17 protein-coding genes are annotated in these 16,126 nt (G+C 58.8%); 3 read left to right on the top strand and 14 right to left on the bottom strand.

Going from position 1 to position 16,126, the window contains the following annotated elements:
• Positions 1-114: 114 nt before the first annotated feature.
• Positions 115-849 (bottom strand): class I SAM-dependent methyltransferase, encoded by a 735-nt coding sequence (locus BTN45_RS03590; protein ID WP_035210160.1) that lies wholly within the window; start codon positions 847-849, stop codon positions 115-117.
• A 164-nt stretch (positions 850-1,013) separates the two neighbouring features.
• Between BTN45_RS03590 and BTN45_RS03585 the strand changes: the two genes are divergently transcribed.
• Positions 1,014-2,231 carry an MFS transporter gene (locus BTN45_RS03585; protein WP_004440927.1) on the top strand — a complete coding sequence of 406 codons (1,218 nt, stop codon included), beginning with the start codon at positions 1,014-1,016 and terminating at the stop codon, positions 2,229-2,231.
• Positions 2,232-2,244: 13 nt separating this feature from the next.
• Here BTN45_RS03585 and recO read toward each other — a convergent pair whose 3' ends face one another.
• The 11 genes from recO to rpoZ form a co-directional block, all read right to left on the bottom strand.
• Entirely contained in the window at positions 2,245-3,009 is a 765-nt protein-coding gene (gene recO, locus BTN45_RS03580; protein ID WP_006699397.1) for a DNA repair protein RecO, read from the bottom strand.
• A 56-nt stretch (positions 3,010-3,065) separates the two neighbouring features.
• Positions 3,066-3,443, bottom strand: coding sequence for a response regulator (locus BTN45_RS03575; protein WP_004440922.1), 378 nt, complete (start codon positions 3,441-3,443; stop codon positions 3,066-3,068).
• Between the two features lie 130 nt (positions 3,444-3,573).
• A complete protein-coding gene (locus BTN45_RS03570; protein WP_004440919.1) occupies positions 3,574-4,326 on the bottom strand; it encodes a Crp/Fnr family transcriptional regulator in 753 nt (250 codons plus the stop codon).
• 146 nt (positions 4,327-4,472) lie between these two features.
• Positions 4,473-5,423: a GTPase Era gene (era, locus tag BTN45_RS03565; RefSeq protein WP_022555902.1), complete on the bottom strand. Its 951-nt coding sequence runs from the start codon at positions 5,421-5,423 to the stop codon at positions 4,473-4,475.
• Between the two features lie 82 nt (positions 5,424-5,505).
• Positions 5,506-6,219, bottom strand: coding sequence for a ribonuclease III (gene rnc, locus BTN45_RS03560; RefSeq protein ID WP_004440914.1), 714 nt, complete (start codon positions 6,217-6,219; stop codon positions 5,506-5,508).
• Positions 6,216-6,962, bottom strand: coding sequence for a signal peptidase I (gene lepB / locus BTN45_RS03555; protein ID WP_003509951.1), 747 nt, complete (start codon positions 6,960-6,962; stop codon positions 6,216-6,218). The genes rnc and lepB overlap by 4 nt, the downstream gene beginning before the upstream one ends.
• Before the next feature lie 207 nt (positions 6,963-7,169).
• Complete coding sequence (acpS, locus tag BTN45_RS03550; RefSeq protein WP_004440912.1) at positions 7,170-7,574, bottom strand: holo-ACP synthase; 405 nt, start codon at positions 7,572-7,574, stop codon at positions 7,170-7,172.
• A complete protein-coding gene (locus BTN45_RS03545; RefSeq protein ID WP_006699396.1) occupies positions 7,571-8,149 on the bottom strand; it encodes a DUF2062 domain-containing protein in 579 nt (192 codons plus the stop codon). The genes acpS and BTN45_RS03545 overlap by 4 nt, the downstream gene beginning before the upstream one ends.
• A gap of 249 nt (positions 8,150-8,398) precedes the next feature.
• Positions 8,399-8,545 (bottom strand): hypothetical protein, encoded by a 147-nt coding sequence (locus BTN45_RS03540; protein ID WP_003496944.1) that lies wholly within the window; start codon positions 8,543-8,545, stop codon positions 8,399-8,401.
• A gap of 197 nt (positions 8,546-8,742) precedes the next feature.
• Positions 8,743-10,977 (bottom strand): bifunctional (p)ppGpp synthetase/guanosine-3',5'-bis(diphosphate) 3'-pyrophosphohydrolase, encoded by a 2,235-nt coding sequence (locus BTN45_RS03535; RefSeq protein WP_004440906.1) that lies wholly within the window; start codon positions 10,975-10,977, stop codon positions 8,743-8,745.
• 132 nt (positions 10,978-11,109) lie between these two features.
• Positions 11,110-11,499: a DNA-directed RNA polymerase subunit omega gene (gene rpoZ / locus BTN45_RS03530; RefSeq protein ID WP_003521126.1), complete on the bottom strand. Its 390-nt coding sequence runs from the start codon at positions 11,497-11,499 to the stop codon at positions 11,110-11,112.
• A gap of 392 nt (positions 11,500-11,891) precedes the next feature.
• Between rpoZ and BTN45_RS03525 the strand changes: the two genes are divergently transcribed.
• A complete protein-coding gene (locus BTN45_RS03525) occupies positions 11,892-12,461 on the top strand; it encodes an NYN domain-containing protein (protein WP_004440903.1) in 570 nt (189 codons plus the stop codon).
• Positions 12,462-12,678: 217 nt separating this feature from the next.
• Positions 12,679-14,178 carry a globin-coupled sensor protein gene (locus tag BTN45_RS03520; protein WP_207588976.1) on the top strand — a complete coding sequence of 500 codons (1,500 nt, stop codon included), beginning with the start codon at positions 12,679-12,681 and terminating at the stop codon, positions 14,176-14,178.
• Between the two features lie 168 nt (positions 14,179-14,346).
• Here BTN45_RS03520 and smpB read toward each other — a convergent pair whose 3' ends face one another.
• The gene (gene smpB, locus BTN45_RS03515; protein ID WP_004440898.1) at positions 14,347-14,829 is read right to left on the bottom strand and encodes an SsrA-binding protein SmpB; all 483 of its coding nucleotides are present in this window, start codon (positions 14,827-14,829) and stop codon (positions 14,347-14,349) included.
• A 161-nt stretch (positions 14,830-14,990) separates the two neighbouring features.
• Positions 14,991-15,875, bottom strand: a complete 885-nt coding sequence (gene dapA / locus BTN45_RS03510) for a 4-hydroxy-tetrahydrodipicolinate synthase (protein WP_207588975.1) — start codon at positions 15,873-15,875, stop codon at positions 14,991-14,993.
• Between the last annotated feature and the right edge of the window lie 251 nt (positions 15,876-16,126).

The raw sequence follows: 16,126 nt of genomic DNA, 5'->3' as shown, positions 1-16,126 counted from the left end.
CTGTGACAAGCACACAGATGAGGAGGGACGGAGCACTATGAACAAGGCAAGCTTCGAGCCTGACGCCCCGATCTCAATCTTTGTGCACCCCGGCGATACAACGCAAGGGTCATGTCACGACTTCTTCACACCGACGATCAAAAAGATCGGGCGGCGGTCTTCATGCTTCAGCTCCGGGCGCTCGGCCATCAAAGCCGGATCCGGACGTGGTTCCGCCAGACGCGTCAGGGTGAAACCAGCGGACAGGAGGCCGTTGACGATAGCTGACACGGTGCGGTGATATTTCACCACATCGTCTGCCATCCAGTTGGAGTGGCGCACGCCCTCGTTCTGGTAGTTGTCGAGTGGCCAGTGCAGGATTTCGCCATCCTCGCCGTAAAACCAGTCCTGTTTTTCCAGCGCCGTAAAAACGGGATGCTCGATGGAAAAAATGAAATCGCCGCCCGCTTTCAGCACGGCGAAAATCCTTGCGAATGCCACGTCGAGATCGCGGACGTAATGCAGGGCAAGGGAACTCAGCACCACATCGAAACTCTGCCGCGGAAAATCGATGTCTTCGATAGCGGCGCGGCGATATTCGATGCCGGGCCCACCATTGATCTCGGCAGCGCGGCGCAACATGTTCTCCGAGAGATCGACGCCGACGACATGGCGTGCGCCCTGCTCCGCGGCAAAGCGGCAATGCCAGCCGAAACCGCAACCGAGGTCGAGAAAGGACTTGTCTTTCAGCGGGGGCAGCATGGCGCGCAATTCGTGCCACTCGCCGGCCTGACGCAGACCTTCCACGGAACGCGGCATGGCGCTGTAGCGCTCGAAAAACCCGGGATCGTCGTAGATATTCTGTTTCATCGTCGCCTCTTAGGCCGCATTCCATCAATCGCATGAATAATGGCCGTCAAGAAAAGTCGCTAGTGGGGCCGGCTGACAAAAGATAATATTCATCCCATCATTGTGGAATCCGCGGCATGCTTTGCGCTTCTTTCAGAGGCGGGCGCTGCGAGGGGGGAATATTCATGTCGCAAGCCACTCGCCAGAGCATGCCCTGGCTGATTATCGCAGCCGGGTCGCTGATTGCGGTCATGACGTTCGGCCCCCGCTCCGCCATGGGCTTTTTCCAGTTGCCGATGCTGGCCGATACCGGCTGGGATCGTTCAACCTTCGGCCTTGCCATGGCGCTGCAGAACCTCTTCTGGGGTCTCGGCCAACCCTTCTTCGGCGCCATCGCCGATAAGTTCGGTACGGGCCGCGTGCTCGTGCTCTCGGGCTTTCTTTATGCGACGGGTCTCATCTGCATGTCCTTCGGCACATCGCCCTTCTGGCTGCATTTCGGTGGCGGCGTTCTCGTGGGGCTTGGCATTGCCGCAGGGTCCTTCAGCGTCATCCTTTCCGCCTTCGCCCGCCATGTCACGCCGCAGCAGCGTTCATTCGCCTTTGGTATCGGCACGGCGGCGGGTTCGGCAGGCATGTTCCTGTTTGCACCTATCAGCCAGGGGTTGATTTCCACCTATGGCTGGTCGGACAGTCTCGTCTGGCTCGCCGCCATGATGATGCTGGTGCCGCTGCTCGCCTTTTTCATGCGCGGAAACTCGTCCTCCGGCACCCAGTCGCAGGCGCAGTTCCAGCAGACCGCGGGCGAAGCGCTGAAGGAAGCGCTTGGCCACAAGAGCTATCTGCTGCTGACGACGGGCTTCTTCGTCTGTGGTTTCCAGGTGGCCTTCATCACCGCGCATTTCCCGGCCTATCTCGGCGATATCGGTATCGAACCACGCTACGCGGTGATTGCCATGGCGCTCATCGGCTTCTTCAACATCATCGGATCGCTGGCCGCCGGCGTCATCGCACAGCGTTATTCCAAGCCCTATTTCCTGGCCTATATCTATATTGCCCGTTCCGTGGTCGTGACTGCCTTTCTGCTTTTGCCGCAATCGCCGCTTTCAGTCATTCTCTTTGCTTCCGTCATGGGCATCCTCTGGCTCTCCACCGTGCCGCCCACAAATGCGCTGGTGGCCATCATGTTCGGCACGCGCCATCTCGGCATGCTCGGCGGCGTCGTGTTCCTCACCCACCAGATTGGCTCGTTCCTTGGCGTCTGGCTGGGCGGCTTTCTTTATGACAGGTTCGGTTCTTACGACCTCGTCTGGTGGCTTGGCGTCGGCATGGGGATTTTTGCGGCCGTCGTGCACTGGCCAATTGAAGAACGCCCCGCCCCACGGCCGGCCTTCGCCCAATAGCGATGGCCCGGAATTAACCGGCCCTGTCCAGTGCGGGCGGCGACCCCCTGCGCTCCAAAGCCTTCAGCGCCGCCTGCACGAAACCGTCGCGGGCGGCGTTTTCATTGAGCCCGCGCGGATCGTAGACATGGCGGTTGAGGAAATGGGCGGTCAGGCGAAAAGCTGCCGCAAGGCTCTCGGGATCAGCGGCTTTCGACTGGCCTTCGCCGAGAAAAGCCGGAAGCGACAGCATCCGGTCCGCATAGGGCGCTCCCGCCGTGCGGCAGACCGCCCTTCCCGTTTTCGGCGAGACATAGATGAGATCGTTGCGCAGCCCCGTCGCCGCACATTCGGTAAGATCAAGCCCGAAACCGAGATCATTCAGCACCGCCAACTCGAAGCGCACGAAAAGTTCGCCTGCATCGGCCGGGTCGTGGAGATTATCGAGAATGATATCGAGCGCCTGATAAAGATGCGGATGCGGATCGCGCTCCGGCAAAAGCCTCAGCAGCGCCCCCATGGCCTGGACGCCGTATACGGCGGTGGCCGTTTCCATCAATTGCGCCGCGCGCAGTTGCAGGGGCTCGATGCGGTATTCTCCGAGATGATCGTCAAGGCGCGCGCGCCAGACGACGTCTACCCGGTTTCCCGCCTGCAGCACCGGCTGCATGCTGCGGGAGCGCCCGGAGCGCACCATGCCGAGATGGCGGCCGCGTGTGCGGGTCATCACCTCGGCGATGACACTCGTCTCGCCATGGCGCTTTACGCCGAGAATGATCGCCTCATCCTGCCACTGCATGAAACCTGTCCGAATTTCGATTCAAGCCCGATCATAACCGATCCGGCGGCGAAACGTTATTCTTTTACGGTAACACGCGCCGCATCGACGAGGCGGAGGACGAAATCGGTGATTTCGTTTTCTCCGAAAGGCTTGCCGAGCAAGGGCGCATGCAGGAGATCTTCGGGGAATCCGGTCGTGTCGCCGTAACCGCTGACAAAACCGAAAGGAATGGACGCAGACCGCAAGTGGCGTGCAAAATCATAGCTTTTACCGTCAGAAAGGCTGACATCGAGAAGCACGCAATCGGCGCCATCCTCTTCGAGAGCCTTCCTCGCCTGCGCAAGCGTCGTGGCGATGATAACGGTCTCCACACCCATCGACTGGAGAACCGCCTCAACATCGAGCGCCACCAGATATTCATCCTCAACGATGATAACCCGTTGTGGCACCATATTTTTCTTCCTAACAAAGAGAGCCGTCAGGCTCGAAGCCGTCGTCTTCGAAACGATTCTCCAGTGAGATATCATGGGAGCAGTCGCAAATTGCGGCTCGCCCGTCATTTAAAAAAGACATGTCGGAAGATCAGATAAACGGTCTCTGCCGCTTGCCGTCGCTTTCCCAGCCCGCAACTTGCGCCAGTCCGGCGTCATCCAGCACCAGACAGCCCTTGTCCGTCCAGCGGATAAGCCCGCGATCGACGAGCTTTCTCAGCGTCTTGTTGGTGTGGACGATGGAGAGGCCGAGCGTATCGGCCACGTGCTGCTGGGTGACAGGGATCGTCGCCTCGCCCTGCAGCAGCGCGACCGCTTTCGCCCTGCTGTAAAGAAAAGCGATAAGGTAGGCCGCGCGCTCAAGCGCCGTGCGCCGGCCGATGCTGAGCAGATGACTGTCGAGCATGCGCTCTTCGCTCGCCGCAATCCATGTCAGATCATAGGCAAGCGTCGGGTGGTCGGTAAAGAGATTGTTGAGGCGCGATCGCTCGAAGACGCACAGCGTAACCGGCGACAAGGCCTCAACCGAGTGCTGCATCTCCCCCATCACCGTGCCCTGCAGGCCAACGAGGTCGCCCGGCATCACGTAATTCAGGATCTGCCGCCGGCCGTCCTCCAAAGTCTTGTAGCGAAAGGCCCAGCCCGCAAGCACCGTGTAGAGGTGAGCGCTGTGCGAGCCTTCCATCAGGATGACGGAGCCGCTCTCCACCGCCAATTCCCCCGTCTTGAAACGGGACACGAAATCCAGTTCCGAAGAAGAAAAGTCCCTGAAATGCGGCAGATCGCGCAGCGGGCATTGCTGGCAGGGGGTGGTGGAAATCCCGTTCGGTTTTTTGGGTGACATGAATATCCATCATGAAAAAAGGTTGCGCCCAATTGTTTTTGGAACAACCCGTTCCAAGGATATTCGGTTCCCTGCCGGGAACAAAGACATCGCGCTCCTCCCACCGCGTTTCTGTATCCTCACAGAAACGCGGGAATGACGCGCTTTCAGCCTCGCGGGAATTCCAGCCCCATTTCGCGGAAACGCTCCGGGTCGTCGCCCCAGTTCTCGCGCACCTTGACGAACAGGAAGAGATGCACCGGCTGTTCGAGGATTTCCGAGAGTTCCTTGCGCGAGGCGGTGGAGATCGCCTTGATGGCATCGCCGTTCTTGCCGAGCGCAATCTTTTTCTGGCTGTCGCGCTCGACATAGATCACCTGCTCGATGCGCACTGAGCCATCCTTGCGCTCTTCCCACTTTTCCGTCTCGACATGCGAGGCATAGGGCAGTTCCTGGTGCAGGCGCAGGAACAGCTTTTCGCGGGTGATTTCGGCGGCAAGCTGGCGCATGGGCAGGTCGGAGATCTGGTCTTCCGGATAATACCATGGGCCTTCCGGCAATTCGGCAGCCAGATAGTTCATCAGGTCTTCACAACCGGAGCCATTGGTCGCCGAGATCATGAAGGTGCGGTCGAAGGCGACCGTCTCATTGGCGGCGGCGGCGAGCTTCAGGAGGTCTTCGCGCTTTACCTGGTCGATCTTGTTGAGGCAGAGGATTTTCTTCTGGGGGACGTCCTTCAGGCCTTCGAGAATCGCCTCAGCGTCGCCCTTCAGGCCGCGCTCGCTGTCGATCAAAAGAAGAATGAGATCGGCGTCCTTCGCGCCGCCCCAGGCGGAGGTGACCATGGCGCGGTCCAGCCGACGGCGCGGCTTGAAGATACCGGGCGTGTCCATGAACACGATCTGCGCGTTGTCGTGAATGGCGATGCCGCGCATGACCGCACGCGTCGTCTGCACCTTGTGGCTGACGATGGAAACCTTGGCGCCCACCAGCCGGTTTACCAGCGTCGACTTACCGGCATTTGTAGGGCCAATGAGGGCAACGAAGCCGGAGCGGGTCGGAAGGGCATTGTCTTCGCCTGTCGAGGCGGGGTTTTCGTGATCGGTCATGATATCCATTCAAGGTCAGAGGTATTCAACATGCGGCCAGAGGGCTCGCCATGCGCTTGATAGTCAGCTGCCGTCGCCGGTCAGCTCAGTTTCAGGTAGAGCTTTTCTGCCAGACGCCTTCGCGTTCCAGCAATCTGGTTGCCGCCACCTGCTCGGCCGCGCGCTTGGAACGCTCGACGCCGGTTTCCGGCTTTACGCCGGGAATTTCGACAGTCACCGTAAAGCGGGGATCGTGATCCGGTCCGGAGCGATCGTCAACCCGGTAAGATGGGGTGACCGCAAACTTTGCGTGCGCCCATTCCTGCAGTTCCGTTTTCGCGTCACGCCGTCCGGCATCCACGCTCGTGGCACGGCCCTGCCAATATTTCAGAATGAATTTGCGCGACGCATCGAGGCCGCCATCCAGATAGATGGTGGCAATCAGGCTTTCGACGACATCGGCGCGCACGTTCAGCATCGCCTTGCCGGTGAGTTTCTTGACGTCGGATCCGGTGCGGATGAAATTGTGCAGGCCCATCTCGTCAGCGATCGACGCGCAGGATTCGGCGCTGACCAGTTGGTTCAGACGCACCGAAAGCTCACCTTCGGACGCATTGCGGAAGATGGAGAACAGAAGCTCTGCAACGCAGAGACCCAGAACGCGGTCGCCCAGAAACTCCAGACGTTCGTAATTGCCCGCCGCGGCGGAGCGGGCACTGGCATGGGTCAAGGCCCGGTCGAGCCGGGCCTTTTCCTTGAACTCATATCCGATCAACGCTTCCAGACGGGAAATCTCGTCCGCGGAAAGCGGCTTGGTCTTGCTCATCCCACAACCTTGAACAGGCGGTCCCAACGCATGTTGGCCGGCCATTCCCAAATGCGGCTGAACGGCGTGTCGTTGCCCAAAGAGAAGAAGATGACGCTGGCGCGGCCAATCAGGTTTTCTTCCGGCACGAAACCGACATCGAAGCGGCTATCCAGCGAATTGTCTCTGTTGTCGCCCATCATGAAATAATGGCCTTCGGGGACCACGAATTCGCGGGTGTTGTCGCCGCGCGAGTCGGGCGACTGATCGAGCGTGTCGTAGGTAACGCCATTGTCAAGCGTTTCGCGGAAAACGGGCACGTTGGCGCCCGGATCGGCGCGATAATCCGACGTGAAGGTGCCGTCGGGCTGCTTGGGCACCGGCTGGCCGTTGATGAACAGCACGCCGTTCGTGACCTGAATTCGGTCGCCCGGCAAGCCGACCAGACGCTTGATGTAATCCACTTCAGGATTGGGCGGCAGGCGGAAGACCACGACATCGCCGCGCTTCGGCTTGCTGAACTCCAGAATGCGGCCCGAAAACAGGTTCGGCGAGAAAGGCAGCGAATATTTAGAATAGCCGTAGGAGAACTTGTTGACGAAAAGATAGTCGCCGACCAGCAGCGTCGGCATCATCGAGCCCGACGGGATGGTGAAGGGCTGAAACAGCACGGTGCGGATGACCATCGCCAGCAGCAGCGCCTGAATGATGACCTTGACGTTCTCCCAAAGGGCGTTCTGCTTCTTTTCCGCTTTTTCCGACACTTAAAGACCTGCCTGATTGTTTCCCGGCTTCTTCGATCCAAGAAGCTGACGGGCCGTTGCTTATCGCGCCTGCGGCGGGTGATGCTGTTTCACGCGGCCCGCAACGCTTTCATATTTCTGCGACTTCTCTAGAACCTTTCCAGCCCGAAGGGAAGCGCTTCTGTGACAGCGGTGCAAATAGAGCGCGCCCAACGGTGCCCCCAGGCCTCAATCGATCACGGGAAGCGCCTCGATGATCACAAATGCCTGAGCGTAAGGGTGGTCATCCGTGATCGTCAGGTGAATATTGGCGCGATGGCCTGCGGGCAGCATGGCCGCCAGTCGCTCCCCTGCCCCGTTTGTCAGCACCATGGTGGGCTTGCCGCCCGGAAGGTTGACGACGCCCATGTCCTTCCAGAAAACGCCGTTCGCAAGGCCGGTGCCAAGCGCCTTGGAACAGGCCTCCTTGGCGGCGAAACGCTTGGCATAGGACGCGGCGCGGTTCTTGCGGCCATCGGATTTGGCGCGCTCGATATCGGTAAAACACCGATGGGTGAAACGCTCGCCGAAGCGCTCGATCGATTTTTCAACGCGCCGGATGTCTATCAGGTCGCTTCCCAATCCAATGATCATTTCAACATCTCCAGAGAAGCATTCTTGTTGGCGGCGCGATGCGCGAGATTTTCCATCTTGCGGCGCTGAAAACCGTTGATGAGCCCATAAACGGCGATATAGGCGATGACCGCGCTGATGATGGCTGGCGGAACCGCACCAATGGTCATGGGTTCTAGTACCGGCGTCCATATCTGCCGGAATTCAAGATGGCTAAACAGCGCCACGAAATCCACATGCGCAGCACTTTCCGACGTCTTTCGCCCGAGAATGACATGTCCCAGCTCCCAGGTGGAGGCCCAGATGAAAGGAAATGTCAGCGGATTGGCGAAAGTCGTACCGAGTGCCGCCGCCACGAGGTTGACGCGCATGAGGAAACCGAGCGCCATGGCAATGATGATGTGAACACCGAGAAACGGCATCCACGCCACACCCACACCGATGGCGACACCGGCGGCAATGGAATGGGGAGAGGCGGAAAGCCTGAGCAGGCGCAACTTCATATAGCGCAACGAACGGGAAAAACCCGTTCGCGGCCAGAAGAGGTCGCGAATCTTCTCTGAAAAACCAAGGGGTTCACGGCGGCGAAACGGCATGGGGGCAGTCTATTTCATCACCCCGGCCGAGCCAAGAGCGTGGTAGGCAACAAAGAACTTTTGCCCGGTTATCCCACGCTGATCATTGCAAATGCAGCATACCCGATCAGTCACACTGGACAGCGGCATGGAGGAGACGCGCTGAGGCGCGTATCTCCTGGGCTTGCGGTGCACAGGAAAACACAGGCCATTACCGCCGCGCTTTCCGTGTCCATACGCATGGCGATTGGCTGCCATGCGCTGAGCGCATTACCGGCGGAACAGGCCGCGGTCGATTTCGCGCTGACGGAACTCGAGGTCGACATTCGATACCGAGCCGCTGAGATATTCGAATTCGCGTTCCTGGGTGGTCTTGCCACGAACGGCGCGAGCGATCTTGCGAAGCGGAGTAAACATGATTTTCGGTCCTTTCGGTTTGGAACGGGCGTTTCTCATCGGTGTTCATCCACCGGCACGCCGCGTTTCCTTCTCTTCAATTTCTGAGAGGAAAATAGTCGCAAACCGCATTAACCACCAGAGACAGGAAAAGGCCGCTGCCATGCACAGAACGCATAACAGCGGCCTTCCGCTATCTCAAAGGCATCAAAAATGCCTCAATCAAAGGCACGCGTGACCGTGGAGACGCAATCCAGATCCTTGAGCTGCGACAGAAGCTGGTTCAGCTGCCTGAGATCCCAGACTTCCACGTCCAGCGCCAACTCGGAGAAGTCAGTACCGATGCGGACCATGTTCAGCCCGCGAATATTGACGTCGAGCGTTGCGATCGACTGCGCCACCGAGGCAAGCGTGCCCGGCTCGTTCAACGCATTGATCATCACCCGCGCCATGAAGCGCGACTTGTTCGCTTCGTCCAGATCCCACCGCACATCGATCCAGCGTTCCGGCTCGTCATCGAAGCGCTGAAGCGCCGGCGCCTGGATTGGATAGATGGTGATGCCCTTGCCCTTTTCCATGATGCCGACGATGCGGTCCCCCGGAACGGCGCCGGCCGGCCCGAAATGCACGTCGACATTGCCGGAAAGGCCACGAATGGGCAGCGGGTCAGGCCCGTCGAGCATTTCGGCCGCACCGTCATCCTCCAGCGCCGAACGGGACTTGCCCGGTATCTTGAAGACCATGCCCGAGGCGCTGCGCATGTTGAACCAGCCGTCGTCACCGGTCATCTTCACCGTCACGCGCTCGTCCTGATAATCCGGGAATACCGCGCGCAGCACATCGAGCGAGGAAACCTCGCCACGGCCGACGGCCGCGATGGCGTCCTCGACATCCTTCTGCGCCAGCCGATGCAGGACCGGCTTCAGTGCCTCCTTGGAGAAGGCCTTGCCGGCGCGTTCGAAGGTGCGCTCGAGAATGCGATAACCAAGGCCGGAATATTGTTTGCGGATGGCCATACGGGTGGCGCGGCGAATGGCCGAGCGGGCCTTGCCCGTCACCACTACCTCTTCCCATGCGGCGGGCGGCACCTGCACGCCGGAGCGGATGATCTCCACCTCGTCGCCATTGTTCAGCCGGGTGACGAGCGGCATGATCCGGCCGTTGATCTTGGCGCCAACGGTGGTGTCGCCGATATTGGTGTGCACCGCATAGGCAAAATCGATGGGCGTCGCGCCGCGCGGCAGGGCAATCAGCTTGCCCTTGGGCGTGAAGCAGAACACCTGATCCTGAAAGAGTTCCAGCTTGGTATGCTCAAGGAATTCTTCCGGGCTGTCGCCTTCCGCCAGCGATTCGATGGTGTGGCGCAGCCAGGAATAGGCGTTGCTTTCCGGCGAAAGCAGATCGCCCTCCCCGTTTTCGCCGTCCTTGTAGAGCGCGTGGGCGGCAATGCCGAATTCGGCGATCTCATGCATGCGCTTGGTGCGGATCTGCAGCTCGATACGCTGACGCGACGGGCCAACGATGGTGGTGTGGATGGACCGATAGTCGTTCTGCTTCGGCGTGGAGATGTAATCCTTGAAGCGGCCCGGCACCACACGCCAGCGTGTGTGCACGATGCCGAGCGCCCGATAGCAGGAGGGAATGTCGTCGACCAGAATGCGGAAACCGTAGACGTCAGACAGCTGCTCGAAAGAGAGCGACTTCGACTGCATCTTGCGAAACACCGAATAAGGCTTTTTCTGCCGACCCTTGACGCCCGCGCCGATGAGGCCGTTCGCCACGAGCAATTCACGCAGCTCGTCCTCGATCTTCTTGATGAGGCCTTCATTGCGCGTTTCCAGTTCCTGCAGACGGTTTGTCACCGTCTCATAGGCTTCCGGATTGAGATAACGGAAGGACAGGTCCTCCAGCTCGTCGCGCATGTCCTGCATGCCCATGCGGCCGGCGAGCGGCGCATAGATTTCCATGGTTTCCTCGGAAATGCGGCTGCGCTTGTCTGCCGGCATGTATTCCATGGTACGCATGTTGTGCAGGCGATCGGCGAGCTTCACCAGGAGGACGCGCACGTCATCGGAAATGGCGAGCAGCAGCTTGCGCAGGTTCTCCGCCTGTTTCGCCTTGCGGGTTACGAGATCAAGCTTTTTGAGCTTGGTAAGCCCTTCCACCAGCCGGCCGATGTCTTCGCCGAATAATTCGTCGATTTCAGCCCGAGTTGCGGTGGTGTCCTCGATCGTATCGTGCAGCAGCGCAACCGCGATGGTCGATTCGTCGAGATGCATTTCAGTGAGGATTGCGGCAACTTCCAGCGGATGCGAGATGTAGGGGTCGCCATTGGCCCGCTTCTGCTGGCCGTGTTTCTGCATCGCGTAAACATAGGCCTTGTTCAGCAGGGCCTCATTCGCATCCGGTTTATATTTTTGAACCCGCTCAACGAGTTCGTATTGCCGCATCATGCGATATTCCACAAAAAGAAAGCGCGCCAACCTTGGGGTCGGCGCACAATGCTGCATCAATAAGGATCAGATTATGACGGCAACTATTGACAGACGGTAACCGCCATCTGCCAAAGGCGCCATAAAACCGGATCAATAATCGTCATTTTTTTCCGGCGGCACAAGGCCTTCGATACCGGCCAGCAGTTCTTCTTCCGACATCTGGTCGAAGGTGACGGTCTCCGGCTGGTCGTCTTCTTCGCTGTCAGCAGCGGCGGCGGCAAGCGTGACCGGATCGGGCTCGGGCTCGTCCACTTCCACGTGCTTCTGCAGCGAATGGATAAGGTCTTCCTTCAGATCATCGGGAGACAGCGTCTCGTCGGCGATTTCACGCAGCGCAACGACGGGGTTCTTGTCATTATCGCGGTCAACCGTGATGGAAGAGCCCTGAGAAATCTGGCGCGCACGGTGGCTGGCGAGAAGCACCAGCTCGAAACGGTTGTCTACTTTATCAATGCAATCTTCAACTGTGACGCGGGCCATTGCCTGTCCTTTGCGGGTCGTAATGTCGTGGATCAGAGCGCCGTGCGGTCTTCAGGATGCACAAGGGTTGCTCTAACCTATTGAATCTGCGCTTCGTGCCTTGCGGAAAACACCTGGAATTTCTCGCGACGAAGCTTTCCAGCTTCCGATACAGCCATTGGCCGCGGAATTCAAGTTTTTCCTGTCTTTGGCGTCTTTTGGCACCTTATCCTCGATGTTTGGCGCCTGATGAACAAAATGTCTGGAAGAATTGTCTTGGAATAAGGGGGAAGGTAGCTTACTTAAAACGCAACGGCGGTACGCAAAGCGCGTTGATACGACATGATATTTAGCGCTATCGACCGGATATAAAAGCCAGATAATGGCCTTTCCAAAAAAAGGAATGGGATGGAATGTTCGATCCACGGGAGAAAATTGCGCTCTTCATAGATGGAGCCAATCTTTATGCAGCATCGAAAAGCCTGGGATTCGATATCGACTACCGCAAGCTTCTGAAGGCGTTTCAAAAGCGCGGCTATCTGCTGCGCGCCTATTATTACACGGCCCTGATCGAAGATCAGGAATATTCCTCGATCCGCCCGCTGATCGACTGGCTAGACTATAACGGTTACAAGGTCGTGACGAAGCCGGCGAAGGAATTTACCGACGCGCTCGGCCGCCGCAAGATCAAGGGTAACATGGATATCGAACTGGCGGTCGACGCCATGGAGCAGTCCGAAACGGTCGATCACCTGGTGCTGTTTTCCGGCGACGGCGATTTCACCACGCTGGTGGACGCGCTGCAGCGCAAGGGCCGCAAGGTTTCCGTGGTTTCCACCATGGCCACCCAGCCAGCGATGATCGCCGACGACCTGCGCCGCCAGGCCGATCACTTCATCGACCTGATGACGCTGAAAGCCGAAATCGGACGCGACCCGAATGAGCGCCCTGCCCGGCACGCGGAAGGCCCCGAGACGGTCTGATCCCGATTTCGCAATCACCGATATTTCAAGAACGCGTCCGTCTCAAAGACTGGCGCGTTTTTGTTGACCCCCCTATCTGCAGGGAAAAAATTCCCCCTGAAATTAACAACCATCAAATCCGGCCGGGGAAAATTATATCTTGGTTAATTTTAGACGTGTCTAAATCAAGTAACGGCACCAACGACATGATTTGGGTGCCAAAGCAGGATGACTAGACATGCATGGCCAAGAAAAAACCGACCGACAGCTCGAAGAAAGACTGAATTTTCTGGGGCTCGGCCACGAGCAGCGACAGAATCTCTCAGACATGAAGGGCGTCATCACCGGCTCTCTCGATGCGTCGCTGGACCGCTTCTATGCGAAAGTGCGCTCGGTGCCGGAGACGGCGAAGTTCTTTGCCAATGACGCACATGTGCAGCACGCCAAGGGCATGCAACTCAAACACTGGACGAGGATCGCCTCCGGTACATTCAACGCGGACTATACAGATGCCGTGACCGCGATCGGCCGCACCCATGCCAGACTGGGGCTGGAGCCGCGATGGTACATTGGCGGTTATGCGCTGATGCTTGACGGCATCGTCAAGGCCCTGATCGAGTCGGAGTTGAAGGGCCTATTCATGGAGAAGAAGGCCAGGAAGGTGAAGGACGCCTTGTCCGCCACCATCAAGGCCGCCCTTCTGGACATGGACTATTCGATTTCCGTCTATCTCGACGTGCTCGCCGCCGAGCGGCATAAGGTAGAGGCCGAACAGGCGCAGATGAAGAAGGAGCAGGACCATATTCTCACGCTCCTCAACAGTGCCCTCGACCGGCTGGCCAACGGCGACCTCACCTCCAGCATCGTTGAAAAGACCGCGCCGCAATTCGAAGGGCTGATCGCCAATTTCAACACCGCCGTCGGCAATCTCGCCGGTGCATTCGCCCAGATCGTGGAGGAAGCGAACAAGATTTCCGGCAATACGCGCGAGCTCACCTCCGCCACCGATGACATGGCCCGCCGGACGGAGCAGCAGGCGGCCGCGCTTGAGGAAACCGCCGCAGCCGTTGAGGAAATCACCACCATTTCCAGATTGTCGGCGCAACGTTCCGAGGAGGCCAAGGCCATCGTCGAAAGTTCGGCCATCGAAGCAGCACGCTCTCGCAATGTGGTGACGGATGCGGTGAAAGCGATGGGCGCCATCGAGGACTCGTCGCAGAAGATCACCCAGATTATTTCCGTCATCGATGAGATTTCGTTCCAGACCAATCTATTGGCGTTGAACGCCGGCGTGGAAGCCGCGCGCGCCGGCGAGGCTGGCAAGGGTTTCGCCGTCGTCGCCCAGGAAGTACGTGAGCTGGCGCAACGCTCCGCCACCGCCGCAAAGGAAATCAAGACACTGATCGCCAAGTCTTCCGAGGATGTGATGCAGGGCGTTTCGCTGGTGAACAAAACGGGTGAATCCCTGAATACGATCGGCAGCAAGGTCGATCACATCAAGGATCACATCACCTCGCTCACCAAGGCGGCGCAGGAACAATCCGTCGGCATTCAGGAAATCAGTGCGGCGATCAACAGCATGGACAATCTGACGCAGAAGAATGCGGCAATGGTGGAAGAGACCAATGCAGCCACGCACAATCTGAGCGATGTCAGCGCCAACCTCGCGGCGCTTGTCAGCCGGTTCAGCGTTTCGACGACGAAGGCGCATGTGGAGCGGACGTACCGGGCGGCGTGACGGGCGCAGCGGACAGTGACACACTCCTGTCATCCGGGCCTTGAGCCGGGATCCAGCCAGCCCAAGTCCTTGGGCTGAAAGGGCTCTTCTCACAGCGCAGACGCGCTGCGACTGGATGCCGGATCAAGTCCGGCATGACGGAGGAGCATGCTGCGAAAGGCGGCGAACTTAGGCCGCCCCACCCTTCAACAACCGCGACTTCTGCCGGTTCCAGTCGCGTTCCTTCTCCGTCTCGCGCTTGTCGTGCAGCTTCTTGCCCTTGGCGAGCGCCAGTTCCAGCTTCGCACGGCCCCTGTCGTTGAAGTAGATCTTGAGCGGCACCAGCGTCATGCCTTCGCGGTTGATGCCGGCGCGCAGGCGGTTGATCTCGCGCTTGCTCAGGAGCAGCTTGCGGCGGCGGCGCGGCTCATGGTTGAAACGGTTGGCCTGCAGATATTCCGGCAGGTGGGAATTAATGAGCCAGATTTCATCGCCCTCGTCCGACGCGTAGGATTCGGCAATGTTCGCCTTGCCTTCGCGCAGCGACTTGACCTCGGTGCCGGTCAGCACCAGTCCTGCCTCATAGGTGTCGACGATTTCGTAGTTGAAACGGGCCTTGCGGTTTTCCGCAACGATCTTGTTCACCACGCGCTGGCTGCCTTTGGGGGCCATGATATTTCAATTCCTTTTTTTTCTTATTGCGCCTTCGGCCTGCCGCCGAGAGCGGTTTTCGAACCTCTATTTAGTATCGTCGCCACGAAAAGAAAAGGCGCGCGGGACGGCTTCTGCTGCGAAGCGGTCCATTGCGCGCCTTCCGGCTTTTCAGACCTGTCTCAGTTCATCAGGCCGGCATGCTTCAGCGCCGCATCGATGGCTGCTTCGGTTGCCGGTTCCAGCGTGCTCATCAAGGGCGAACGCACACGGCGGTTGCCGCCGCGCGTCTTCGACAGCGCATATTTTGTGCCGCAGACGCCTGGCTCCATGAAGATGGCCTTATGCAGCGGCATCAGGCGATCCTGGTACTCCAGCGCCTTGGCATAATCGCCGGCAAGCATCGCCGCCTGGAATTCCGAACAGAGGCGCGGTGCCACGTTGGCCGTGACGGAAATGCAGCCGACACCGCCATGGGCGTTGAAGCCGAGAGCGGTACCGTCTTCACCCGAGAGCTGGACGAAATCCTTGCCGCAGGAAATGCGCTGTTCGGAAACACGGTCGATCTTGCCCGTCGCGTCCTTGACGCCAACGATGTTCTTATGGGCCTTGACCAGGGCGCCCATGGTTTCCGGCAACATATCCACCACCGAGCGCGGCGGAATATTGTAGATGACGATGGGCAGTTTCACCGCTTCCGCGACGGCGGAGAAATGGGCGAACAGGCCCTTCTGGGTCGGCTTGTTGTAATAGGGGGTAACCACCAGCAGCGCATCCGCACCCGCTTCCTGCGCATGCAGGGCCAGCTCGATCGCTTCATCGGTATTGTTGGAGCCTGCACCCGCAATGACCGGAACCCGTTTCGCCGCAACCTCGATGCACAGTTCAACGACACGTTTGTGCTCGTCGTGGGAAAGCGTCGGGGATTCCCCCGTCGTGCCCACCGGCACAACTCCGTTACTGCCTTCGGCGATCTGCCATTCCACATGGGCGGCGAAAGCCTTTTCGTCCACGGCGCCATTGTCCGTGAACGGGGTAATGAGGGCGGGAATTGATCCCTTGAACATGCAAAGCTCCTGGCGCCGAGCCGGTTCATGCTTCGGCCGCATTCGATGGTTAAAACCGGCACACATTAGTGCCAGCCCTTCGCGCCGACAAGCGCAAAGGCAGCGTATTTTGTCCGAAATTGTCGGAAGTGTGACAGTGTTCGGGCCGTGATCTGCAAGCTTTAAATGCACATAGCGAAAAGCGATATTGCTCGCGGGCCGGTGAATAAAAGTTGATTGAATTGCAGGGGCGCGCTTAACATTTCATTAAG

Origin of the sequence: Rhizobium sp. ZX09 (assembly GCF_017357485.1) — a bacterium.
Lineage (GTDB): Bacteria > Pseudomonadota > Alphaproteobacteria > Rhizobiales > Rhizobiaceae > Agrobacterium > Agrobacterium pusense.
This window is presented reverse-complemented; position numbering and strand designations above follow the sequence as displayed.